This is a genomic window from Streptomyces sp. NPDC021093 (genome assembly GCF_044333135.1).
Lineage (GTDB): Bacteria > Actinomycetota > Actinomycetes > Streptomycetales > Streptomycetaceae > Streptomyces.
Window position 1 is genome coordinate 69852 of record NZ_JBIRQJ010000003.1, and the last position, 23512, is coordinate 93363.

At 71.6% G+C, this 23512-nt stretch carries 18 protein-coding genes; 4 read left to right on the forward strand and 14 right to left on the reverse strand.

Annotated elements, in window-relative coordinates; genetic code table 11:
• Nucleotides 1-17: 17 nt before the first annotated feature.
• Nucleotides 18-806 (reverse strand): aminotransferase class IV, encoded by a 789-nt coding sequence (locus tag ACH4SP_RS09355; RefSeq protein ID WP_398412208.1) that lies wholly within the window; start codon nucleotides 804-806, stop codon nucleotides 18-20.
• A 72-nt stretch (nucleotides 807-878) separates the two neighbouring features.
• Nucleotides 879-1673, reverse strand: coding sequence for a hypothetical protein (locus ACH4SP_RS09360; protein WP_398412210.1), 795 nt, complete (start codon nucleotides 1671-1673; stop codon nucleotides 879-881).
• A 199-nt stretch (nucleotides 1674-1872) separates the two neighbouring features.
• On the opposite strand from ACH4SP_RS09360, the gene ACH4SP_RS09365 reads away from it, so the two are divergent.
• The gene (locus ACH4SP_RS09365; protein WP_398412212.1) at nucleotides 1873-2967 is read left to right on the forward strand and encodes a protein kinase family protein; all 1095 of its coding nucleotides are present in this window, start codon (nucleotides 1873-1875) and stop codon (nucleotides 2965-2967) included.
• 17 nt (nucleotides 2968-2984) lie between these two features.
• Here the strand turns inward: ACH4SP_RS09365 and ACH4SP_RS09370 are convergent, their stop codons facing one another.
• Genes ACH4SP_RS09370 through ACH4SP_RS09385 form a run of 4 tightly spaced genes read right to left on the reverse strand, consistent with a single transcriptional unit; the run spans nucleotide 2985 to nucleotide 8016 of the window.
• The gene (locus ACH4SP_RS09370; protein WP_398412215.1) at nucleotides 2985-4751 is read right to left on the reverse strand and encodes a sulfatase-like hydrolase/transferase; all 1767 of its coding nucleotides are present in this window, start codon (nucleotides 4749-4751) and stop codon (nucleotides 2985-2987) included.
• A gap of 43 nt (nucleotides 4752-4794) precedes the next feature.
• Nucleotides 4795-5997: a glycoside hydrolase family 1 protein gene (locus tag ACH4SP_RS09375; RefSeq protein ID WP_398412218.1), complete on the reverse strand. Its 1203-nt coding sequence runs from the start codon at nucleotides 5995-5997 to the stop codon at nucleotides 4795-4797.
• 45 nt (nucleotides 5998-6042) lie between these two features.
• Nucleotides 6043-7404: an MFS transporter gene (locus ACH4SP_RS09380; RefSeq protein WP_398412221.1), complete on the reverse strand. Its 1362-nt coding sequence runs from the start codon at nucleotides 7402-7404 to the stop codon at nucleotides 6043-6045.
• Between the two features lie 39 nt (nucleotides 7405-7443).
• A complete protein-coding gene (locus ACH4SP_RS09385; protein WP_398412223.1) occupies nucleotides 7444-8016 on the reverse strand; it encodes a PadR family transcriptional regulator in 573 nt (190 codons plus the stop codon).
• A gap of 55 nt (nucleotides 8017-8071) precedes the next feature.
• Between ACH4SP_RS09385 and ACH4SP_RS09390 the strand changes: the two genes are divergently transcribed.
• The 3 genes from ACH4SP_RS09390 (at nucleotide 8072) to ACH4SP_RS09400 (ending at nucleotide 13379) form a co-directional block, all read left to right on the forward strand.
• Entirely contained in the window at nucleotides 8072-8998 is a 927-nt protein-coding gene (locus ACH4SP_RS09390; protein WP_398412225.1) for a formylglycine-generating enzyme family protein, read from the forward strand.
• A 190-nt stretch (nucleotides 8999-9188) separates the two neighbouring features.
• Nucleotides 9189-10364: an RNA-guided endonuclease InsQ/TnpB family protein gene (locus ACH4SP_RS09395; RefSeq protein ID WP_398412227.1), complete on the forward strand. Its 1176-nt coding sequence runs from the start codon at nucleotides 9189-9191 to the stop codon at nucleotides 10362-10364.
• A 186-nt stretch (nucleotides 10365-10550) separates the two neighbouring features.
• Nucleotides 10551-13379, forward strand: coding sequence for an MFS transporter (locus ACH4SP_RS09400; protein ID WP_398413500.1), 2829 nt, complete (start codon nucleotides 10551-10553; stop codon nucleotides 13377-13379).
• 9 nt (nucleotides 13380-13388) lie between these two features.
• Here the strand turns inward: ACH4SP_RS09400 and ACH4SP_RS09405 are convergent, their stop codons facing one another.
• From ACH4SP_RS09405 to ACH4SP_RS09440, 8 genes are all read right to left on the reverse strand, one after another.
• Nucleotides 13389-13658, reverse strand: a complete 270-nt coding sequence (locus tag ACH4SP_RS09405) for a hypothetical protein (RefSeq protein ID WP_398412229.1) — start codon at nucleotides 13656-13658, stop codon at nucleotides 13389-13391.
• On the reverse strand, nucleotides 13655-15634 hold the full coding sequence (locus tag ACH4SP_RS09410; protein WP_398412231.1) for a peroxidase family protein: 1980 nt from the start codon (nucleotides 15632-15634) through the stop codon (nucleotides 13655-13657). Before ACH4SP_RS09410 ends, ACH4SP_RS09405 begins: the two co-directional genes overlap by 4 nt.
• Before the next feature lie 9 nt (nucleotides 15635-15643).
• A complete protein-coding gene (locus ACH4SP_RS09415) occupies nucleotides 15644-17056 on the reverse strand; it encodes a hypothetical protein (RefSeq protein ID WP_398412234.1) in 1413 nt (470 codons plus the stop codon).
• A gap of 46 nt (nucleotides 17057-17102) precedes the next feature.
• Nucleotides 17103-18464, reverse strand: coding sequence for a cytochrome P450 (locus ACH4SP_RS09420; RefSeq protein WP_398412237.1), 1362 nt, complete (start codon nucleotides 18462-18464; stop codon nucleotides 17103-17105).
• A complete protein-coding gene (locus ACH4SP_RS09425; protein ID WP_398412239.1) occupies nucleotides 18461-19870 on the reverse strand; it encodes an FAD-binding oxidoreductase in 1410 nt (469 codons plus the stop codon). The genes ACH4SP_RS09420 and ACH4SP_RS09425 overlap by 4 nt, the downstream gene beginning before the upstream one ends.
• 62 nt (nucleotides 19871-19932) lie before the next feature.
• The gene (gene mdlC, locus ACH4SP_RS09430; protein ID WP_398412241.1) at nucleotides 19933-21549 is read right to left on the reverse strand and encodes a benzoylformate decarboxylase; all 1617 of its coding nucleotides are present in this window, start codon (nucleotides 21547-21549) and stop codon (nucleotides 19933-19935) included.
• A gap of 145 nt (nucleotides 21550-21694) precedes the next feature.
• Nucleotides 21695-22084, reverse strand: a complete 390-nt coding sequence (locus tag ACH4SP_RS09435) for a hypothetical protein (RefSeq protein WP_398412242.1) — start codon at nucleotides 22082-22084, stop codon at nucleotides 21695-21697.
• Between the two features lie 21 nt (nucleotides 22085-22105).
• On the reverse strand, nucleotides 22106-23506 hold the full coding sequence (locus tag ACH4SP_RS09440; RefSeq protein ID WP_398412245.1) for an MFS transporter: 1401 nt from the start codon (nucleotides 23504-23506) through the stop codon (nucleotides 22106-22108).
• Between the last annotated feature and the right edge of the window lie 6 nt (nucleotides 23507-23512).

Below are 23512 nucleotides of genomic sequence, written 5' to 3' on the forward strand. Positions count from 1 at the left end.
TGAAGCACTACGGGGCTTCAGAGCGCCTCCCACTCGACGGTGGCCCACGCCGTGTCGAGCGCCTTCACCAGCGCCCCCGCGTCGCGCGCGAGGTCGGTGTCGTCCACGCGGGCGACCGGCCGGCTCGGGCAGTGCGAGTTGCTGGCGGCGGCGGACAGGAACGACGGCAGGTCCGCTGCTCGTACGGGGCGCGAGGTCCAGGGCACTCCGGCCCGGGTCAGGCCGGGCCGGAGGAGCTGCATCGTGATGCCGGACAGCATCGGGGCCTCCGGCCAGACGACCTGCTCGCCGTCCCAGAACACCACGTTCCACGCCGAGCCCTCCAGCACCAGGGAGTCCCGCCCGACGAACAGGACGTCGTCGTAACCGTCCTTCCGGGCCTGCAGCGCCCGGTGGGTGGCGCCCATGGTCGCGAGGTGCTTCAGGTGGGGCAGGTCCCGTTCGAAGGGGGTGGTCCGGACCCGCAACGGTGGGAGGGGAGACGCGGGCGCCGGCTCGTCGACCGCGACGATGACGTCCGTACGGTCCGGGTCGCTCTCGTGCGGAATCACCGTGATCCGTACCGAAGCGTCCTGATCCGTGCCGACCGCGTGCCGCAGCAGGGCACGTATCCGGTCGGAATCCGTGTCGACGGCGGTGTCGAACAACTCGTGCGAGGCCGCCCGCATCCGGCCGAGGTGCAACTCCAGTCCCTGTACGGCCCCTTGGTGCACTTGCATCGAGGTGTAGTGCCCGTAGTTCCAGGCGGCGGCCCGGTGCAGGTCCTCGGCGCGGGGAGGCCTGCCGTTGATCTCGATGCTCAGCATTCGGCCATGCTGTCACGGTGCCCGAACGTGGACTGCCGTGACTGCCGTGACCGCCGTGACCGCCCTCGACCCTCAGGTGCAGGCCGGTGTCGTGCACAGGGTCCACTGGTTGTTCCACCAGCCGGACGGGCGGCCGAAGTCGGGAGCCGCTTCGATCTGGGTCCAGTAGCGGTCCCGGTTCCACTCGCGTGCCTTGACCCTGATCCGGCGGTCGGGGAGTTCGGCGACCACTTCGGGCTGCCCGAGGCCGACGTTGGCCTCGGGCACCACGCCCGCGAAGGCGACCGGCCGCCATGCGCCGGCCGCGGCGTCCTCCGCGTACAGGGTGCGCGATGCGGCCGAGCGGCCGGTGAGGTTCGACGAGGCGATCGCGAGGATCGTCCCGTTGAACCGCCGGTGCAGTGTCACCGCGCCGTGGTAGGGCGCCGGTTGCAGGCCGAAGGCGTCGGCCGCGGGCCACTCCGTGCTGCCGGAGCGCAGGGCGGAGTGACAGAAGGAGCCGTAGGCGGACCAGAGCAGCTCGATGCCGCCCGCCGCGTTCTCGATCCCGGTGACGGTGTACGACTTGGGGCCCACCGTCGTCGCGCTCACCCGGGCCCACTCCCCGTACGCCGCGCCGGGCGCGGGCTGCGAGCGGTGCCAGAGGAACGGCAGACCGCCCGTCGAGGTCGGGTCGTAGAACGTCTGGAACTGCTCGATCCTGCCGTCGACACGCGGTACGGAGACCGGGTCCCCGGTCGCGTTGCCCCGCTGTCCCTGCGCCTGGGCATCCACCGCACAGCCTGCGACCGTCGCCCCTGGAGCGGCTGCGGCGCCCGCCGTGGGAGTCAGGGCCAGCGCCCCGGAACAGGCCAGTGCCAGTGCCACGGCCCCGCGAAGTGCCCCTCGCCACGCATTACGTCCGTTCAACGCCCGCCCCTTGTCCGTCGCTCGACGGCCGGAGCTGGTGTGGTCCGTCCCGGCCAACGAGAATCTTCACCCTTTCCCCACACGGCGCAAGGGAGGGATCAGGCCACCGGTACGTTCACCGGACAGACCACCGGAACGAACGGATGAGGTGCGGGAATTGCGCGAGACGACCGAGGAAACCGGTACGACGGCCGAAGCGCGGTCCGCCGCGTACAGCGCTGTGTCCACCTCCCTCGCCCTGCGCAGCGACCGGAAGTTGACCGAACTCCTCGATGCCGCCGCACCGCTCGGCTCCGGCATCGGCGGGCGGTCGGCGCTGCTGGAGATCGACGGCACGCCGGTCTTCGTGAAGCGGGTGCCCCTCACCGAGCAGGAGCTGCGGCCGGAGCACGCCCGCTCCACGGCCGACGTGTTCGGACTGCCCGTCTTCTGCCAGTACGGGGTCGGCGCCATCGGCGGCCCCGGCTTCGGGGTGTGGCGGGAGGCCGCCGTGCACACCATGACCACGAACTGGGTGCTCGCCGGGCAGCACCACGGCTTCCCGCTGACGTACCACTGGCGGGTACTCCCCGACGCGGAGCCGGCCCCCCTCCCGGAAGAGCTCGCCGACGTGGACCGGGTCGTGGAGTACTGGGGCGGCGAGCCGGGGATGCGCCGTCGCCTTGAGGCGCTGCAGAAGTCCCCGGCGAGCCTCGTGCTCTTCCTGGAGTACCTCCCGCAGACCCTGCACACCTGGCTCACCGAGCAGCTGCGTGCCGGTGACGAGGTAGCCGCCGACCGGGCCTGTGCCATGGTGGAGCGGGAGCTGGAGGCCGGGGTCTCCTTCATGAACGACCGTGGCCTCCTGCACTTCGACGCCCACTTCCAGAACATCCTGACCGACGGCCACCGCCTCTACTTCACCGACTACGGCCTGGCCCTCTCCTCCCGCTTCGACCTGTCGCCCGGCGAGGCCGACTTCTTCGACAGGCACCGCACGTACGACCGTGCCTACGCGCTCAGTTACCTGGTGAACTGGCTGATCAGCGGCCTGTACGGGTACAAGCGTGCCGAGCGCGAGGCCCTGATACGCGCGCTCGCCGACGGTGAGCGTCCCCCGGCGGGGCCTCCGGGCGCCACGGCGCTCCTCGTGCGGCACGCACCGCTCGCGGCGGTCGTGACGGACTTCATCGGCAGGGTGGAGAAGGAGGACCGGGGGACTCCGTACCCGGCGGAGGAGATCCGCCGGATCCTTGAGGAGACGGCGGACTGAGGCCGTACCCCTGCATGTCAGAGTTCTGCCAACTCCTCGGCGACCAGGCGCAGTTGGGCGGGCGGGAAGAACGCGCCCGCCATGGCGGCGACGTCGATGAGCGGTGTGGACCCGATCAGCTGGAGCAGCTCGGAATCGGCGACGCCCGGCAGGTGTCTGCGCAGCACCTCGACGGCGAACGGGTCGGAGAGCAGTGCCTGGAGCGGGGTGCGCAGCGAGAGACGGCCCGCCGGGTACTCCTCGGCGCGGGGCAGCGGCTCCGCGGCCCGTTCCGCCTGCTCGCGCTGGGCGCGGACCAGGAGATGGGCGTCGGTCACGGGTCCCTGTTCGGGCAGGCCGAGACGTTCGTACTGGCTGGGCGGTGCGTCGTTGGCCCGCATCAGCTCGACCATCAGGGTCGCCATGCGCAGTTCGGCGGCGTCGTCGATCAGCGGGGCGAGCTGCTCGGGGTCGGTCTCCAGGTCGAAGAGGAGCGTGCCGTGGTGGTACGGGTTGAGGACTGAGCGGCCCGGCACGCGCAGGGTGCGGACGCCCTTGGTGAAGGTGAAGGGTTCGGCCAGTTCCAGGTCCGCGAGTTCGGCGGGGGTGAAGCGGCCCTTCATATGGGTGGGCATCAACGTGTGCTCGTGCAGAGGGGAGTTGGCGGGCGAGACGGGGGCGCGCAGGTAGACGTGACGGCCGTCGGTGACGTTGACGTGCCCACCATGAATGCCGAACAGGCCCGCCTCCCGCACGGGTGTGTCCGCCGCGACGGGCAGCGGACTGCCCTGCATGTCGGCGGGGCGGTCGACCCCGAAGAACTCCAGGAAGGTGGGGGCCAGGTCGACGGTCTGCACCAGGGCCTCCCGTCGTGCCCCCGCCACCGCCGTACGCGGGTCCCAGGCGAACAGCGGCAGGTGCACCAGCTCGTTGAACCACGGCTGGACGCTCTTGCCCCACCACCCCTTCTCGCCGAGCAGCAGCCCGTGGTCGGTGTTGACGACGAGCAGGGTGTCGTCCCACAGCTCCAGCTCGTCCATGGTGTCCAGTACGCGCCCCAGCGACCGGTCGCACATGGAGAGCAGCGCCGCGTACTCCATCCGCCCGTGCTCGACCTGCTCGTCGGTCTCCACCACCCGCTTGTAGTCGGGCCAGTCGAAGTGCGGCCCTGCGTAGTCGTGCGGGTAGAGGTCCTTGTACCGCTGGTGGCTGAAGAAGGGTTCGTGCGGGTCGAAGGTCTCGATCTGGACGAACCACCGGTCGGAGTCCTTGTTGGTACGGACGAACTCCAGGCCCGCGTCGAAGGTGAGGGTCTGCGGGTGCCGGTCCTCGGTCGCCATGTGCTGCCGGTTCACCCAGTCCTGGCGGTAGCCGGCACCGAACCGCACCCGCTTGAGGTTCTCGGGCATCGGAGGGTCGGCGACCTGCCCCTTCCACGGGTCGCCCTCCTGCCCGCGGAAGAACTCCCAGGTGTGGTACCGGCCGTGGTAGGTCGCGCCGCCGTCCTCCCAGTAGTGCGGGTGGTCGCTGACGAGGTGGGTGTAGACGCCGTGCTGTTTCAGCAGCTCGGGCATGGAGTCGTCGAACGGCTCCAGCGGACCCCAGCTTCGGTGCAGGAAGTTGTGCCGCCCGGTGTGGATCTCGCGGCGGGCCGGCATGCAGGGCAGCGAGCCCGCGTACGCGTTGTCGAACGTGACGGCGCGCTCGGCGAGCCGGGCGAAGTTCGGCGCGTGCGTCCAGTCGCCTCCGTACGGCGGCAGCATGTGCCGGTTGAGGCTGTCGAACATCACCATGATCGCCTTCATGACGGGATGCTCCTTTCGGCAGAGGGGGATCGGCGGAGGGGGCTCAGGCGTGCGTGGGCAGGACGCGGCTGCGTCCGGCGGCGCCGAGCCAGGCGGCGGAGGGCTTGGGCGTACGGACGAAGGTCTCGCGGTCGACGGCGATCAGGCCGAAGGTGGGTGCGTAGCGGCCCCACTCGTAGTTGTCGAGGGCGCTCCAGTGGAAGTAGCCGCGGACGTCGATGCCGTCGTCCATGGCCTCGGCGAGGGACTCCAGAGCGCCGGCGGTGTAGTGGACGCGGCGGGTGTCGTCGGCGGTGGCGATGCCGTTCTCGGTGACGATCAGGGGGGTGCCGGGGGCGACGGAAGCGCTGTGCCGCAGGGCGTGGCCCAGCGCCTGCGGGTAGTACTCCCAGCCCATGAGGGTGCGTTCGGCGTCCTCGGGCACGGGCAGCCGGCCCTCGGGGCCGATGAGCGTGCGGGTGTAAGCCTGCACACCGAGCCAGTCGTCGCCGCGGGCGGCTTCGAGGAAGACGTCCAGCCGCGGGTGCCGGTATGCGGCGGCGACGTCCTCGGCCCCGGGCAGCGGCTGGCACACCATGTTGGCGAGGGACCAGCCGGTACTCACGTGCGGGGCGAGGGACTTGACCGTCTCGACGGCGCGGGCGTGCGCCCGTATCAGAGCTTCGGTGGTGGCCCCGTCCGGTGCGGGCGGGTTCTCGGCGAAGGACACGGCCTTGCCGGAGAGGATTTCGGCCTGGGCGGTGGCCATGACGGCGACGATGTTGGGTTCGTTGATGGTGCACGCGTGTGCCACGTCGGTGGCGTAGACGGGTGCGGCCGCCGTGAGGAAGCGGGCGAACAGCTCGTCCGATCCGGCTGCCGCCCAGCCGCCGCGCTCGGTGAACCACCGGGGATTGGTGAAGTGGTGCAGGGTCACCATGGGCCGCAGCCCGCGCTCCCGGGCGCCCTCGACCATGCGCCGGTAGTGGGCGATCGCGGCGTGGGAGAACTCGCCGGGGGCGGGCTCGATACGGGCCCACTCGATGCTGAACCGGTAGTCGGTGAAGCCGAGTCCGGCCAGCAGGTCCATGTCCTCGCGCCAGCGGTGGTAGCTGTCGCAGGCGTCACCACTGGGCTCCTTGATGAGGGGGATCGAGCTGTGCTCGAACTCCCACCAGTCGCTGTTGGTGTTGCCGCCCTCGATCTGGTGGGCTGCGGTGGAGGCGCCCCAGAGGAAACCGTCGGGGAGGTGTCGGGCATGCGTCATGGGCTGTTTCTCTCTTCTGATGTCAGGAATGGGGAATGGGGGATGTCAGGTTTGGGGGGAGGCCAGGGCGTCCCTGCGGCGGGCGTCCAGTTCCCGCTGTACGCGGGCCGTGTCGGCGGCGTACGGGCGGTAGAGCAGCGTGAGGAAGAGGCCGTTCACCAGCATCAGGACGACCAGGACCCAGAGGAAGACGACCTGGAGTCCGAGGGCGTCGGCGAGGAAACCTGCCCCGAGGCTGAAGCCCGCCCAGGCGATCGCCTCGGCGATGGAGCCGTACAGCACGAAGGCCGCACCGCGCAGTTCGGGTGGAGTGATGGCCATGACCATCGGCCGGTTGATGCTCGGATTGACGCCCTGCGTCGTACCGAGCACGGCGAAGAGGACGCCGTACACGAGGATGCTGTCGTAACTGAACTGGGAGCTGAAGAACGCGACGAGGGCGAAGGCGAACTGGGCCGCCTGGAGAAGCGCGACCGGCCCGACGCTCGGACTGTGCCGGGAGATCCGGTCGAGGGCACCGCCGCCCAGGAGGGTGCCGAGGAAGTATCCGACGCCGAAGGGGAAGAGGACGAGCGACGCCTTCTGGGTGCTGAAGCCCTGCACGTCCACCAGGAAAACCACGCCGTACGTGATCACCAGGAGGTGCCCGGACAGTAGCCGTGAGACGAGGAGGATGTTCAGACTGCGGATCTTGAGCAGTGAGAACACCTTGTCCCGGGTGAGTTTCGAGTGGGCCTCGCGGGTGGTCCGGTCGAGGTCGGCGAGCTGCTGTTCGGCCGCTCCCCGGCCCGGGTCGTGGAACCAGATCAGCAGGGCGAAGCCGAGCAGGACATTGAACGTGCCGATGCCCCACAGGCCCCAGCGCCAGCCCTCGTCCACGCCCGCGAGTTGCCCTTTGAGCGGTCCGATCACCGCGCTGACCAGCGAAACCGTCCCGTACAGGACGCCGACAGCGCGGCCACGGGAAGAGCTGGAGAAGAGATCGCCGACGATCTCGGTGATGATCGGGGCCGCGGCGGCATAGCCCGCCGCCAAGATCGTGTAGAGCACCAGGAGTTGGGTGAAGTTCTGTGCGAAGCCCGCGGCGATGCCCCAGGCGCCCCACAGCCCGGTGGCCACGACGAGCACGCTCTTGCGCGACCAGCGCTGCGCCGCCCACACCCAGAACGGCCCGGTGAAGACACCCACGATCTTGCTGGCCGCGGTGAGGATTCCCAGCGCGCCGAGCGAGACGCCGAGGGACTGCCGGATGAGCGGGAACAGGCTGCTGACCAGACTGGCCTCGGTGCTGTCGACCAGCATGGTGCCGCCGAGCAGGGTGAGTTGGCGGTAGCGGCCCTTGACTTGTACGCCGTTCACGGGGGCGCCCGTCGCCGGGTGCCCGGAGCTCTTGCTGAGCTCGGTCATGGTGCCGTCTCGATTCTGTGCGTCAGTCGCTCGGGTGCGTCAGTCGCTGCGGTCTGTTCCGTGCGTCAGCCGGAGCAGGGTCCTCTCCAGCCAGGCGACCCAGTGGTCCATCGCGCCCGCCCCGAGCAGGTGCAGCGAGTCGTGGACGTACCGGTCGATCTCCTGGTCGAAGCCCGGCACCGGGTCCTCGTAGTGCAGGGAGCGGTCCCGGTGGCGGTTCTTGGCGATCTGGGCGCGCCGGTAGGCGAGTTCGGTGCGGACCAGCTCGATCGCCACGTCCCTGTCGAGCGGTGCCGCCATGCTGAGCCGGGCCGTGAAGTCGGTCTCCTGGAGGCGGCTCGTCGGCTCGTACGGCGAACGCACCCACTCAAGGAGCACGTCGTGCCCGCGCTCGGTGAGCCGGTACACCTTGGCGTCGGGGCGGCCCTCGCGGGAGTCGACCTCGTGCCGCACCCAGCCGTCGGACTCCATCTGGGCGAGCTTCCGGTAGATCTGGCTGTGGTGGGCCTTGGCCCACACGAACTGTCCCTCGGTCTCCAGCCACTTGCGCAGGTCGTAGCCGCTGTACGGGCGGCGTGCCAGCAGACCCAGCAGGACGTTCTCGAACTTCACGCAGTCGACTCCCTATGTGCGTTCTCACCTATGTGCGAATTCATATACTCGCCGCATGGAGACGTCAATGGATTGCTGCGCATCCGTTCCTCGGACGGGCGCCCCCTGCCCGCTTCCCGCGACGGCCGCGACACCGCCCGTACATGCTCAAGTGCCGCTGGAGGGAGGGGAGTTCGAGATGGGGGACGCGTTCGGCGAGGGATATCCGGCGGACGGTGAACAACCTGTGCACACGGTGCGGCTCGCCCCGTTCGCCATCGACGTCACGACCGTCACCGTCGCGATGTTCCGGACCTTCGCCGAGGACAGCGGGCACCTGACGGTGGCCGAGCGGGAGGGGAGTTCGGCGGTCTTCCACCTCGCGGTCGCCGCCGAACGGGCCGACATCGCGGCCGTCGATCCGGCTGTCCCGTGGTGGCTGGAGGTACGGGGAGCCGACTGGCGCCACCCGCACGGCCCGCTGTCCGACGCCGAGCCCGACCACCCCGTGGTGCACGTGGCCTGGGACGACGCCATGGCCTACTGCGCGTGGGCGGGCCGGCGCCTGCCGACGGAGGCCGAGTGGGAGTACGCGGCCCGCGGCGGCCTCGAAGGGCGCCGCTTCGCCTGGGGCGACGAACTGACCCCGGACGACCGGTGGTTGTGCAACATCTGGCAGGGCCGCTTCCCGCACGAGAACACCGGCGCCGACGGCTGGCTCGCCACCGCACCGGTGCGTACGTACCCGCCCAACGGCTTCGGCCTGTACGAAGTCGCGGGGAACGTCTGGGAGTGGTGCGCGGACTGGTTCGCCCCGGACTACTACACACACGCGCCCACGGCCGACCCGCAGGGGCCCCGGAGGGGCGAGCGCCGGGTGATGCGCGGCGGGTCCTACCTGTGCCACCACTCCTACTGCCACCGCTACCGGGTGGCCGCCCGCTCGGCCAACACGCCTGCCTCCAGCAGCGGGAACTGCGGATTCAGGACGGTTGCGGGCTAGCGATCACGCCGTGAGCATCCGCCACACGCGGCGTACGTGGTCCGCCATGTCGATGGTCGGGTCGCTCAGCCACTGGAACGCAGCCAGGCGAGACGAGGAACGGCCGGGAAGGTTACGTGAGTTCACCACATCGGATGGCGGGGCGGGGTCTCCGCGTTGGGCGGGGTGCGGGTGTCTAAGCTCCCCTGTTATGCAGTTGCGGTACTCCTTCCGGCTCGAACCCACCCCCGCCCAGCAGGTGTTGCTGGCGCGGACGTTCGGCTGTGCGCGTGTGGTGTTCAACGACGCGCTCGCGCTGCGGAGGGCGGCGTATGCGGCGAAGGAGCCGTGGATCGCTGCCGGGGACCTGGCCAAGACCGTCCTGACCCAGGGCAAGAAGCGGGAAGGGCGTTCTTGGCTGGGGGAGGTGTCCTCGGTGGTGCTGCAGCAGTCGTTGCGGGACCTGGAGTCCGCCTACCGTGCGTTCTTCGACTCACGCGGCGGCAAGCGGAAGGGCCCGCCGGTCGGGGCGCCCGCTTTCAAGTCCCGCAAGGACCGGCGGCAGTCGGTCCGCTTCACCGCCAACGCCCGTTGGAAGATCACCGAAACGGGGCGGCTGCTCCTGCCGAAGATCGGTGATCTGAAGGTCCGCTGGTCTCGCCCGCTGCCCGCTGTCCCGTCCACGGTCACTGTGGTCAAGGACTCGGCCGGAAGGTTCTTCGTGTCTTTCGTCGTCGAGACCGACCCGGATACCGACGCCGCCCGCTGGCCCGTCGAGGACGTCACGGGCCACGAGACCGGCCTCGACATGGGCCTCACCCACTTCGCGGTCCTGTCCAGCGGCGAGAAGATCGCTTCCCCGAGGTTCCTGCGCCGAGCGGAGAAGAAGCTCAAGAAACTCCAACGGCGGCATTCCCGCAAGCAGAAGGGCTCGAAGAACAAGGAGAAGTCCCGGCGGGCGCTGGCCCGCCAGCACGCCAGGGTCGCCGATGCCCGCCACCACTTTCACCATGAGCTGTCCTCCCGGCTGGTCCGCGAACACCAAGCGGTCTATGTCGAGACGCTCAACGTGAGGGGCATGGCGCGCGGCCGTCTCGCCAAGTCCATTCACGACGCGGGCTGGTCAAGCTTCCTGAGCATGCTCGAATACAAAGCAGCCCGGTACGGCAGGATCTTCCAGCGGGTCGGGCGGACGTTCCCGTCCTCGCAGCGCTGCTCGGTCTGTCACCGTATCGACGGGCCCAAATCCCTCAGGGTCCGCACCTGGACCTGCCCGGGGTGCGGGACCGTGCATGACAGAGACACCAACGCCGCCGACAACACCCTCCAAGAGGGCGAACGACTTCACGCACTTAAGGTCGCCGAGGGACAGCACAGGAGACCCTAAACGCCTGCGGAGCGACGGTAAGACCAGGGACCCTAGGTCTCGGCACGACGCGATGAACCAGGAAGCCACGGAATCCCCCACCCACCACCGTGTTGCGAAACGGCACAGTAGCAGGCGGGGGAAGGCCAGAATCCTCGGGCTCCAGCCCGAGGAGCATGTCAAAAGCTCTACATCCTGCAGGACTACATCGGTCTCGGGGACGCGGCCATCGGCAAGGTGCCCGCCCTCGCCGCGGCCGGGGTCGCCGGGATACTGCCGGCCACGCTCGTCTGCGGCCCGCTGTCGGACCGGCTCGGCAGACGAAAGCCCTTCGTCGTCGCCTCGGCAGCCCTCATCGGCTGCGCCATGCTCATCCCGGTGGCTGTGCCCACGATGACCGGGATGCTCGTGATGGCCTTCCTGGTGGGCGTCGGCTTAGGCTGCTTCCAGGGCGTGGACACCGCCCTCATCTCCCAAGTACTGCCCTCCCAGGAGTCCTTCGCCCGCGACCTCGGCGTCGTCAATATCGCCGCCGCCCTGCCGCAGGCCCTCGCGCCGGCCGTCGCGGCGGCCCTGGTCCTCGGACTGGGCGGCTACCAGGCCCTGTTCTCCGCTGCGACGGCCTTCGGGGTGCTGGGCGCGGTTCGCGGTCCTGCGGGTCCGAAGCGTCCGCTGACCACAACCCTCGATTACCGCACACGCAAGGAGCACACCGTGACCGACCCGAAGGCGACCAGTGAAACCCCCGAGGAGACCGTGGCCCGGTTGAGCCTCGAAGAGAAGGCCGCACTGGCCACCGGTGCGACCTGGTGGACCACCGAAGCCCTCCCGCACGTCGGCGTCCCCGGCATCCGGCTCTCCGACGGACCCCACGGGCTGCGCCTCCAGAACGAGGACCGCGCCGACCACCTCGGCATCAACGACAGCACCCCGGCGACCTGCTTCCCGCCTGCCGTCACCCTCGCGAGCAGCTGGGACACCGAACTCGCCGAACGCGTCGGCCGGGCGCTGGGCCGCGAGTCGCTCGCCCACGGCGTGCACGTACTCCTCGGCCCCGGCGTCAACATCAAGCGCAGCCCCCTGTGCGGCCGCAACTTCGAGTACTTCTCCGAGGACCCGCTGCTCAGCGGCATCCTGGGCACCGCCTGGGTGAACGGCGTCCAGTCCCAGGGCGTCGGCGCCTCACTCAAGCATTTCGCCGCGAACAACCAGGAAGCCGGACGCATGTCGGTCAGCGCCGACATCGACGCCCGCACCCTGCGCGAGATCTACCTCCCCGCCTTCCGCCGGGTGGTGACGGAGGCCCGGCCGTGGACCGTCATGTGCGCGTACAACCGCGTCAACGGGGTCCACTCCTCCGAGAACCACTGGCTGCTCACCGATCTGCTGCGCGGCGAGTGGGGGTACGAGGGCGTGGTCGTCTCCGACTGGGGCGCCGTCATCGACCGGGCCCGCGCGCTCTCCGCCGGGCTCGATCTGGAGATGCCGTCCTCCTCGGGGCAGGGACCCGCCCGGGTCGTCGCGGCGATCGGCTCCGGCGAACTCGATGAGAAGGTGCTGGACCGCAGCGCCGCGCGCATCGTGGAACTCGCGCGCAGAGCCACCGCGCAGGGGACTGAAGACGCCTCCTTCGACGTTGCCTTCGATGCCTCCTTCGACGTCGACGAGCACCACGCGCTGGCCCGCGAGGCCGCCGTGCGCGGTGCCGTACTCCTCAAGAACGAGGGCGGGCTGCTCCCGCTGAACCCCACCCCGGGCAGCCGTATCGCGGTGCTCGGCGAGTTCGCCCGTACGCCCCGCTACCAGGGCGCGGGCAGCTCCCGCGTCACCCCGACCCGGCTCGACGACGCGCTCACCGCCCTCACGACCGCCCTCACCGCCGCCGCGCCCGACGCGACGGTCGACTTCGCGCCCGGCTTCCCCGTCGACGACCCGGACGGTGATGTGGACGGTCTGCGCGAGGAGGCCGTACGCGCCGCCCGCGCAGCCGACGTGGCCGTCCTCTTCCTCGGCCTCCCGCCGAGCCACGAGTCCGAGGGATACGACCGCGACCACATCGAACTCCCGCTGGAGCAGACCGAGTTGCTCGCCGCTGTGACGGCCGTCAACCCGAACACGGTCGTGGTCCTCGCCAACGGCGGCGTCGTCCGTCTGTCCGGCTGGATCGACGACGTCCCGGCCGTCCTGGAGGGCTGGCTGTCCGGCCAGGCGGGCGGCTCCGCCACCGCCGACCTGCTGCTCGGCCGCGCCAACCCGTCGGGGCGGCTGACCGAGACCGTACCGCTGCGCCTCGCCGACACCCCCGCCCACGCCGACTGGCCCGGGGAGCGGGGCCACGCGCGCTACGGCGAGGGGCTCTTCGTCGGCTACCGCCACTACGACGCCCGCGACCTGGCGGTCTCCTACCCCTTCGGGCACGGGCTGTCCTACACCACCTTCACGTACGCGGACCTGCGGGTGACCCGGGACGACACCGGGTTCGACGTCTCCGTGGCGGTGACGAACACGGGCCCGCGCGCCGGGCACGAGGTGGTGCAGGTGTACGTGGGTGCTCCAGGGTCCCAAGTGCGGCGTGCTGTAAGGGAGTTGCGGGCGTTCGCCGCGATATCCCTGGCCCCGGCCGAGACCCGCGACCTCACCCTGCGGATCGACCGTGCCGACCTCGCGCACTTCGACATCGGCGTCGGCGCCTGGCTCGTCGAAGGGCTGGAATACCGCGTCGACGTCGGCGCCTCCAGCCGGGACATCCGGCTGACCACGACGGTCACGATCGAGGGCGACCCGTACGTCGAGGCCCCGGACGCTGACTCGACCGTCGGCGAGTGGCGGGCGCACCCGGTCGGCGGCCCGGCCGTCGAACGTCTCCTGGTGCGGGTACGGGAGACCATGCGCGACGCGTACCCGAAGGAGGGCAGTCCCCGCCACCGGATGATCGCCGACATGAGGCTCAGTCAGCTCGCCAAACTCCCCATCGTCCCCCTGGACTTCGACGATGTGGAGGAACTCCTCGCGGCCGTCCGGAAGGCGACGGCCTGACGGGTGCCTTCAGCTGCTTCCCGCACCGTCGTCCAGCCGGGCCGCCGACCCGGCCAGTCCGTCGGCGGCCGTGGCGCAGCGGGCGGCGAGGTGGTGCAGGCGGGCGCGGAAGGCGTCCGCCTGCGGGCCCTCCCAGTCGAGGCCCGCGGCGGCCGCCCGCAGCCGGTCGGCGTGGTCGCGCAGGCTGCCCGCGTGGATGCGCAGACCCAGGGCGGGGCCGGGGCGGGCGGGGGCGGTGGTGGGGTACTGGTTCGCGGAGTGGGTCATGGAACGGTTCACGGCCGTCCCTCCCAGGGGGCGAACGCATTGGTCGTCCCGGCGAGCGCAGGGCCCAACTCGGGGTGGTGGCGCAGCAGTACGGTGACCATGGAGTTGCGGTCGACCCACTCCAGGCCCTCCGCCGTGTAGATCTCCGGCCGGTAGTCGGTGGTGAAGAAGCGGTCGCTCTTCAGCCGGCGGCTGGCCATCAGGATGAAGATCCGGAAGAGGCTGTCGCTGAAGCCGAAGCCCGGCGGGCGCGGCTCGGCGAGGTTGCCGACCAGCGTGTCCACCCGGTCGAGCCTGTTCTCGTACAACTCCCGCAGCAGCGCGGTGTCTTCGGCGTGCCCGCCGGTGAGCTCGTCGAACGAGGAGACCGGGCGCTTGCGGAGCATCTGCCGGTAGGCGTTGTAGCGGGGGATGCCGCGTTCTCGGTCGCGCAGGATGTCCACCGTACCGAGGTCGATGCGCTCGCCGGAGAGACGGCTGAGGTTGCGCAGCGCGTCGGGGTGGTTGTGCAGGACCAGGGCGCCGGGGTGTGCGGTGCCGAAGGAGTAGAGCAGGTCGCTCGTGCCGTACGCGTCGATGGCGGAGCGCGTGGTGGCGCCCTGCATGTCGTCGAATCCGATCAACTCCCGGGTCTTTCCCCGCCGGTGGTCGCGGATCGTCAGCTCGTCGGGGATCAGCGGGTGCAGCCGGTACGCCGAGACGAACTCCTCCGTCATGGAGAACGGCGCGGCGTGGTGCGCGGTGCGCGAGCCGAGACAGCCGCTGAGGGCCTCGCCGCCGAAGGGGCCGAAGCGGCGGGTCACCCAACGCGGCAGCAGCCCGTACCAGTTGGCGTTCATGGCCCGCCGGACGACCGGGGTGTCCAGGATGCCGGGCGTCCACTCGACGGTGTGGATCTTCGCCATGAGGGCGGTGTTGACCAGCCGCGCGGTGTGGAAGAGGCGCTCGTCGTCCCAGGTGGGGTGCTGGGCGGCGATCAGGTCGCAGATGGAGTTGTGCTCCTTGGCGAAGAGGGTGTGCAAGAGCGAGAGCCCCGTCCAGTAGTCGCTGTTGAAGCCGGTCGCGTCCAGGCAGTCCAGGCCGGGGCGCGAGTCGGCGGGCAACCGTCCTTCCTCGACCCGTAGTCGACCGCGCTCGCCGGTGCGCAGCGAGCGGCAGCGCTCCTCGGTCGAACCGTAGATCTGCGAACCGTCCCACCAGTGCGTGACGGTGTTCTCGTACGTCGGCGGAGACTCGGGGGACGTGTGGGCGACGGGGTCGGGGCGGGTGCGGTTGACCCGCATCGGGCAGTGCGCCCAGTCGTCGTCGGCGGCCAGCGGCACGGTGAACGGCTCGGCCTGCTCGTTGTCGCCGTGGTTCGCCCAGCCGTGGTTCTGGAACTGGATCCAGGCGGCGGCCAGCAGATTGAGCGACGTCGCGGGCAGGAACTCCCGGCGGGCGAGCAGCTGCCTGCTCACCTCGCGCGGGCTCGGCCGCATCAGCTCCTCGTCCGGGTCGGGAAAGACCAGGTCGAGCGGGGCGTTCCGGTCGAGCCGGGTGCCGACCCGGCCCATGTCCTCGTCGTACGGGTCGTACCCGGAACCGTCGTAGCTCCGGTACGGGGCCAGCTCCGCGGTGGGCCGCCGGGGACGCTCGCCGCCCGCGCCGTACGTGTCGTGGAGGTTGTGGCGGCGCAGGTCGGAGCGGAGCACCTTGAGGTTGGCGACGCCGAGCAGCGTGGGCAGCTCCCACCAGTCGCGGGTCCGGTTGATCCGGGCGAAGACGGCGGACTCGACGCGCTCGACCGCACCGGGCGGGCCGAAGGGCTCGGGCGGTTCGGTGCGGGCGGGAGCCGGGGCGGCGTCGGGGTGTGCGGCGGACGCGGGGCGGGAACCGGCGTCGGGGTGCGACGCGGGGCCTGATGCGTCGGGGTGCGACGCGGGGCCTGACGCGGCGTCGGCGGGCTGGTCGGCGCGTCGGTCGGTGCGCTGCCTTGCGGTGTCGGACATCGGGAATCCTCAGCGGTCGTGGAGGGTGAAGAAGCGGGTTCCGGTCACCCGGCCGCGGTAGGCGGCGAGTTCGGCGTCGACGTGCGCGCTCGCCTCGGGGACGTCGTGCGCGAGGTTGTGCGCGTACCGCTCGGCGGCGTGGCACAGCGGGAAGGCGTGGGTGTCGTCGGTCCAGGTGTACTCGGTGAACTCCGGGCCCAGCGGGTACGGCGAGACCGCCGAGCGCCCCTCCAGGCTCGGCACGATGTCGTGCTCGTTGACCAGCGAGAACACCTTCGTCCGCGGATCGGCGGGCCGCTTCTGGTCGATCGGGGAGCCGATCGCGACGACGTGCGTGACCGTGTACAGGGCGTTGACATCGGGGTGCCCGGCCAGGTTCATCGCGGTGACCCCGCCCTGGCTGTGCCCGACCAGCGCGACCTCGGCCCCCGAGGGGATCACCTGGCGCAGCGCCTTGCGGACGGCCCTGCTGTACGCGGTGTCGGCGCCCGCCACCGAGTCGATGGCGCCGAGCAGGTCCTGCGGGCTCTCCGCACCCAGCGTGCGGGCCATGCCGGCGAACTGGACGACGTACCGCTGCACCCCGTCCGGGCCGATGACCCGCTGGACGAGGAGGAGCCCGGCGGTGCCGATGAGCCCGATGTTGGTGATGTAGCCGACGAGGGTGCCCGACGTGTCGAGCGACTCGACGAGCTCCGGGTCCGGGGTGTGCGGTTCGGCGCGGCCCTTCCCCCGGTCCAGGAAGTCCCAGATGCGGCCGTTCGCACCCACCAGGTAGTCCGAGGTCAGGGCACGGCCTGTGGCGACCTGCCAGCCCGCGTTGTCGTTGTACGGGTTCTCGTCGGTGAGCGCGTTCCAGGCGATGATGTCCGCGAACGACGGCGCGAGCAGCGCGAGCGCGTACTCGGCGCCCTCCGTGTGCAGCAGCGCCTTGAACGTACGGAACGCCTCGACCTGCCGGTCCTCCTCGATGGCCTTGAGCACCTTCGAGGTGGCCGGGTGGTCGAGCAGCTCAGGGTGGCGCACGGCGGCGGCCCTGATGCGGGCCTTGAGGCCCGCGACAGCGAGGCTGACGGCCAGGTTCTCCCGGCTGGTCAGCACTCCGGCCAGCCACAGCGTCCCGGCGAGCGGGGTGCGCCCCTGCGGGCCCCAGCCGAGACCCTTCGGGTCCAGGAGGGTGCGCAGCAGGGAGCGCTGGGCGGCCCGGGTGCGGCGGGAGCCGAGCGCGGTCAGCGGCAGCCGGGGGCCGAGGGCGACGTGCGAGGCGTACCGGCTCGCCTCCCGGACCGCGTCGGCGGCTTCGGCGAGCTCGCGGCACACGTGGTGCAGCGAGTCGATGTCGGGCTCGGAGTCGGGGGCGACGGCGGTGCCGTGCGGACCGGCGAGGGGATCGGAGAGTGGATCGTGCATGAAGTCGGACATGGCGGGGGCTCTTCCCGGTGGGGTCGGGGTGCGCGGGGCGAACGGTTCAGCGCGGGGTGAGCCGCAGCCGGATCCTGCCGGTGTCCAGGACTCCGGGCAGCGGCCGCCCGGTGTCGAGGACGGGGTGTCCGCCGGTGAGGCGGTGACCGCGCAGCACTTCGGCGCAGAGCGCGGAGCCGAGCAGCAGCCCCAGCTGGTCGCCGGGACAGCGTCCCGGCCCCTGGCCGAACGGCGCCATCGTGGTGTCCCGGTCCGCGTCCGGCTTCAACCACCGTGCCGGTACGAAGAGTTGGGCACCGGGCACCGCTTCGGGGTCGCGCTGGTGGAAACCGATCGGCACCAGGACGGCGGTTCCGGCGGGCTGCCGCACCCCGCGCCACTCGGTCTCCTCACGGGTGACCCGGACGAGGTCGGGGACCACCGGGTACAGCCGTACGGTCTCCTGCACACAGGCCCGCAGCCGGGGGAACACCGGCCCGCCCGTCAGTGCGTCGTCGTACGCCGCCTCCTGCTCGGCCGGGTGCGCGGCGAGCAGCAGCAGGGTGCGGGCGATGATGCCCCCGACGCCGGCATCGACGGCGAGCAGCCAGTGGTGGGTCTGTCCGAGCGGGTCGGTGCCCTCGGGGGAGGGTGCGGCCAGTGCGCGGGCGACCAAGGTGTGGGCGGGCGCGGTCGCCGCGTACTCGGCGACGCGGGCCTCCACCTTGGCGTACAACGCCTTGCTCTCGCGGGGTCTGGCCTTCCCCATCCAGTTGCTGCGGCGGCGCAGCAGCCCCAGCCAGCCGGCGAGTTCCCCGTCGTCGGCGGCCCGGTCGCCGAGCACGATCCGCCGGGAGAGCCGGCTCGCGGCCGCCACTACGGCGGCGGAGCCGAGCGTGCCGGACGCGGTGAGCGCCCGGCTCTCCTCCGCGACGATGCGCAGGTAGTCCGTACAGTCCGGGTGGACCGGCTCGTGCCATGCGAGGACCTCGTCGTTGAGGTCCCGGCGCTCCTCGCGGCGGGCGCCGCGCGAGCAGATGACCCCGTTCGGCTCGAACACGCTCAGGGCGTCGTACTTGTCGGGCGGGTCCATGGCGAGGGTCATCACCGGCTCCTCGAAGAACCGCCGGATGTCGCTCTGCTCGAAGAGCACGAGCATGTCGCCGGAGAGTCCGCGCACCAGGACGGGCGCCCCGCCGTGTTTGCGCTTCATCGCCCGCAGCGTGGCGTTCGACCAGGAGCTCTGGTTGACCTTCGCGTACAGGGAGACCACCGGGTGGCGCACGCTCGCCAGCCCCCGTACGAAAGCGGGCAGGGTGTGGGTCGCGACGAAGCGGGCCGTCTCGGCGCGCCCCGCACGGACCGGCGGCGCCGGTGCGGCCCCGCCCTGCCCTGTGGTGTGCGGTGCGGCGGTGGGGAGTGTGGTCATGCGGTGACGACCTTTCCGGGGTTGAGCAGGTTCTTCGGGTCGAAGAGGCGCTTGAGTCCGCGCTGCAACTCCAGGGAGACCGGGCCGAGTTCACGCTCCAGCCAGTCCCGCTTGAGCGTGCCGATGCCGTGTTCGCCGGTGCTCGTGCCGCCCAGGGCGAGACCGGCGGCCATGATGTCGTCGTACGCGGTCCTGGCCCGCCGGTGCTCGTCCGGGTCGGACTCGTCGAAGACGACCGTGGGGTGCAGATTGCCGTCCCCGGCGTGCCCCAGCGTGAAGATCGTCAGCCGGTGGTGCTCCGCGATGCCCTCGATCAGGCCGACGAACCGGGCGAGTTGGGAGCGGGGCACCGCCACGTCCTCGATGAACGCGGTGATCGCGCCACCCCGCTTCGCGGCCGCCGCACCGAGCGCGGGGCTGACCAGCCGCCGGGCCTCGATGATCTGCCGGGCCTCCTCGGGGGTGGCGGCGGCGTCGACGTTGTCGGCGCCCGACTCCTTGCAGAGGCCGGCGATCGCGGCCAGGTCGGCGACCGGGTCGGCCGTGTCGCACTCGACGATCAGCGTGGCGGCGCTGCCCGCCCGCAGCAGCGGGTGCCCGTACGCCACGACCGCGTCCGAGGTCGCCCGGTCGAGCAGTTCGAGCGCGGACGGGGCGTGACCAGCCGCGGTGATCGCGGCCACCGCGTCCCCTGCGGCCGTCAGGCTCGGGAACTGGGCCAGCAGCGACAGCGCGGGCGGCCTGGCCGGCCGCAGGGCCAGGGTCGCGCCGACGACGACGGCGAGCGTGCCCTCGGAGCCCACGATCAGACGGGTGAGGTCGTATCCGGCGACGCCCTTGACGGTGTCCCGGCCGGTCCGCATGCGCCGCCCGTCGGGCAGGACGAGATCGAGGCCCAGGACGTAGTCGGCGGTCACCCCGTACTTCACACAGCAGATGCCGCCCGCGCCGGTGGCTATGTTGCCGCCGATGGTGCAGCGCTCCCAGGACGCGGGGTCGGGCGGATAGCACAGCCCGTGCTCGGCGACGGCGTCGGCGAGCCCCCGGGTGGTGACGCCCGGCTCGCAGCGTACGAGGCGGTTGGCCGGGTCGATCTCCAGGATCTGGTCCATCGCTGCGGTGGACAGCACGATGCACCCGTCGATCGCGTTCGCCGCACCCGCAAGACCGGTCCTGGCCCCCTGCGGAACGACCGGCACCCCCATCTCGTACGCCACCGTCATCAGCTCCGCCACCTGCTCGGCGGTCCGGGGGACGGCGACCACCGCGGGCGTCCCGCACTCCGAGAAGGGGGCGGAATCCCTTGAGTGGGAGGCGAGTTCGGCGGGATCGGTGAGCAGCGCATCGGCGGGGAGCACGGCGGCGAGCCGGGTGAGCAGCGGGGCGGAGCCGGTGGTGAGGGTCATGACGGCCTTCCGGGACGGGACGGCTTTTCGGTGGGTGATGTTCGTGGCGGTGTCAACTCGCCCTACAGTGCGGGCAGTTCGGTGCCGACCGGTACGTCGATGAGCACCGGACCCTCCTGCTGGAGCGCCGCGTCCCGTACGAGCTTGGTGAGTTCGTCGGCGCCGGACGCCTGGTGGGAGCGGACGCCGTACCCGGCGGCGATCGACACGATGTCCAGACCGGGGATGTCCAGACCCGGCGCCCCCTGCGCCTGCTCCAGCCGGGCGAACCACTGGAGGATCGCGTACCGCTGGTTGCTCAGGACGACGAAGGTGACCGGCACCTTGTAGGTGGCGGCCGTCCACAGCGCCTGCACGGCGTAGTGGGTCGACCCGTCGCCGATCACGCAGACCACGGGCCGCTCCGGCGCGCCCAGCTGCGCCCCGACCGCGGCGGCGAGCCCGAAGCCGAGACCGCCGCCCGCGGTGAACAGGAAGGAGCCGGGGGTGCTGATCCGGGTCGCCTCGTGGAACTGCCCCAGGTTGGAAGGGGATTCGTTGACCCACAGGGTGTTCGCGGGGGCGCCCGCGGCGATGGCGGTCATCGCCGCGAGCGGGCTGAGGTCCCCGTCCACGGCCACGGCGGGGGCGGCCTTCTGCCGCGGCTCGGGCTGCGCGGCTCCCCGGGTGTCACGTCCCGGGAGATGGGCGAGCAGGGCCCGTGCCGTCAGCGCGAGGTCGGCGACCACGGCGTCCCCGACGGGGGCGCGGGCCGCTTCCTCCGCGTCCCGGGTGAGCTGGACGAGCTCGGCGCCCTCGGGCAGGTAACTGCCGGGAATGTAGGGGTAGTAGCAGAACACCGGGGCGCCGATCACGAACACCAGGTCGTGGCCCGCCAGACAGTCGGCGAGCGGTGCGATCGCGGGCGGCAGCACGCCCCGGTACTGCGGGTGCGACTTCGGGAACGACACCCGGCCCTCGGTGGGCGCCGACCACACCGGCAGCCCGGTCCGCTCGGCCAGTGCGACGACGTCGTCCCAGGCGCCGGACGCGTCGACGTCGTTGCCGACGATCAGGACGGCACCGCGCGCGGACGCCAGCCGGTCTGCGAGGCGTCGTACCGCCTCCTCGCCGGGAGCGGCGGCGTGCAGGACCGTACGGGCCGCGGTCCTGGCCGCCGCCCGGTCCGTCTCCTCGTCGACCTCGGCGTCGAAGTCGTCCATCGGCAGCGACAGGAACACCGGCCCCTGCGCCGGGGTCTCGGCGATCTGGACGCCCCGGGCCAGCGCGGGCGCCACATCGGCGGGGCGCGGCGGCTCGTAGGCCCACTTCACGGCGGGCAGCGGGAGGTGGGTGGGCTGGGGGTTGGTGAGGAGGGCCTCCATGGTGAGCATCGCGCGGACCTGCTGGCCCGCGGTGACGACCATGGGGGTGCGGTTGGCACGGGCGTTGAGGATGGCGCCCATCGCGTTGCCGGTGCCGGGGCCTGTGTGCAGGTTCACCAGGGCGGTGGTGCCGGAGGCGAGGGCGAACCCGTCGGCCATGCCGACGACCACGGCCTCCTGGAGCCCGAGCACGTACCGGAAGTCCTCCGGGAACTCCTTGAGCATCGGCAGCTCGGTGGACCCGGGATTGCCGAACAGGGTGGTCATCCCGCGGGCCCGGAGGACGTCCAGCACAGACTCTCGAACGGTGCGCATGGGGGAGGCCCTCCGCGGGACGAACTGATGGCAGGCAGTGCTCCATTCATCACACGGGGTGGTGCGCGGCGACACTGTGCGTACGCCAAGCGGGTGACGGTCCCGGGGGTGATCGCAGAGGGTGGCCGCCGGGGCAGGTCCCGCGCTAGGAGCGCCGGCCGGCCGCCCTGCCCACCAGCGCGATCGGCACCGTCGCACACTGCGTCGCGGAGGCGACCGTCATCGTCCTGACTCCGGTACGGGCCGCGATGTCGAGCAGCCGGGCCGCGTCGCACAGGAACGGCCGGCCGTGCACGATGTCGCGGGCGCAGGTGGCCTCGTCGGCGAAGGCGGGCAGCCAGGGCTTTCCGTCCTGGCCGTGGATGAAGACGACGGACCCGGCCTCGTCCACCGCGATGATCACGCCGTCGGCGACGACGGCGGCGAGCAGGGCCGCGTGGTCGGGGCCGTCGGTGTGGTCGGAGCCGTCGCCGGGGCCGTCGCCGGGACCGGCGCCCTCAAGGATCTCGGACAGGGTCGGATGTGCGGAAGTCATCCCTTGATCCTAAGTGCCCGGTCAGGAGTGGTGCGCCGGGTCCGGGACGCTGTGCCGCGTGAGCGCCCACAGCGCGAACGCGAGGCAGCTGATGACGGCGCCCAGCACGCATACGGCGCCCCAGCCTGCCGCCGCGTAGAGGGAGGTCGCGGCGAGAGCGCCGGTGGCGCTGCCGATCGAGTAGAAGACCATGTAGCCGCCGATCAGCCGGCTGCCCGCCTCCGGGTGCCGCGCGTGGATCAGGGTCTGGTTCGTGACGTGCACCGCCTGCACGGCGAGGTCGAGCAGGAGCACGCCGACGACCAGCGCCCAGAGCGAGACGCGGGTGAGGGCCAGGGGCAGCCACGAGGCGGCGAGCAGCGCCAGGGCGGTGCCGGTGGTACGTCCGGAGAGCCCGCGGTCGTTCAGCCGGCCCGCCGCGGCGGCGGCCAGGGCGCCCATGGCCCCGACCAGCCCCAGCGCCCCGATCTCGGTGTGGGACAGGAAGTACGGTGCCTCGCTGAGCGGCAGCGCGACGCTGCTCCACAGGGTGCTGAACGCGGCGAAGATCAGCAGGCCGAGCAGGGCCCGGATCCGCAGCAGGCGGTCCCGCGCGAACAGGGTGACCGTGGAGCGCAGCAGCTGTCCGTAGGTCAGCGTCGCCCCACAGGGGCGCGGGGAACTGCGCGACCGGCCACGACGACGCCCCGGATGAGCAACGCCACCGCGCGGCACATCCAGCGGAGCGCTCAGGTGCAGGACCAGGGCGAGCAGGGCGGTGAGCACCGCCGACGCGAGGTAGACGGAGCGCCAGCCCGCGAGGTCGGCCATGAGGCCGGACACGGTGCGCGCGAGCAGGATCCCGATGACCACGCCGCTGGTCACCAGTCCGACGACGCGGCCGCGCCGGGCGGCAGGGGCCAGCGAAGCGGCGAAGGCCACCAGCGTCTGCGTGACCACCGCGAGGAGCCCCGTCGCGGCCATGCTCGCGAGCAGGACCGCCGCGGTGGGGGCGACGGCGACCGCCACCAAAGCCCCTACCAGGAACAGCAGTTGGGCCACGACGAGCCGCCTGCGGTCGACCATGTCGCCCAGCGGTACGAGGAAGAGGAGCCCCAGTCCGTATCCGACGTGCGTGAGCGTGACGACGCCGCCGACGAGCGCCGGGCTCATGGCGAGGTCGTGGCCCATGGTCGCGAGGAGCGGCTGGGCGAAGTAGACGTTGGCCACAGCGGTTCCGCAGGCGACGGCGAACAGCAGGACGACGCCGCGCGACAGGACGAATGCCGCGCCACCCTCGGCCGGGACGTCCCTGGCGGGGATGTCCTCGGCCGGGACGTCCCCGGTCGGCGCGTCCCCCGTCCGGGCGTCTCCTGTCTGCGCGTCCCCTGTCCGGGCCGCGCCGACCCGTGGCGCCGCCGCCTCACAGTTGCTGCCGGTCATTCAGCA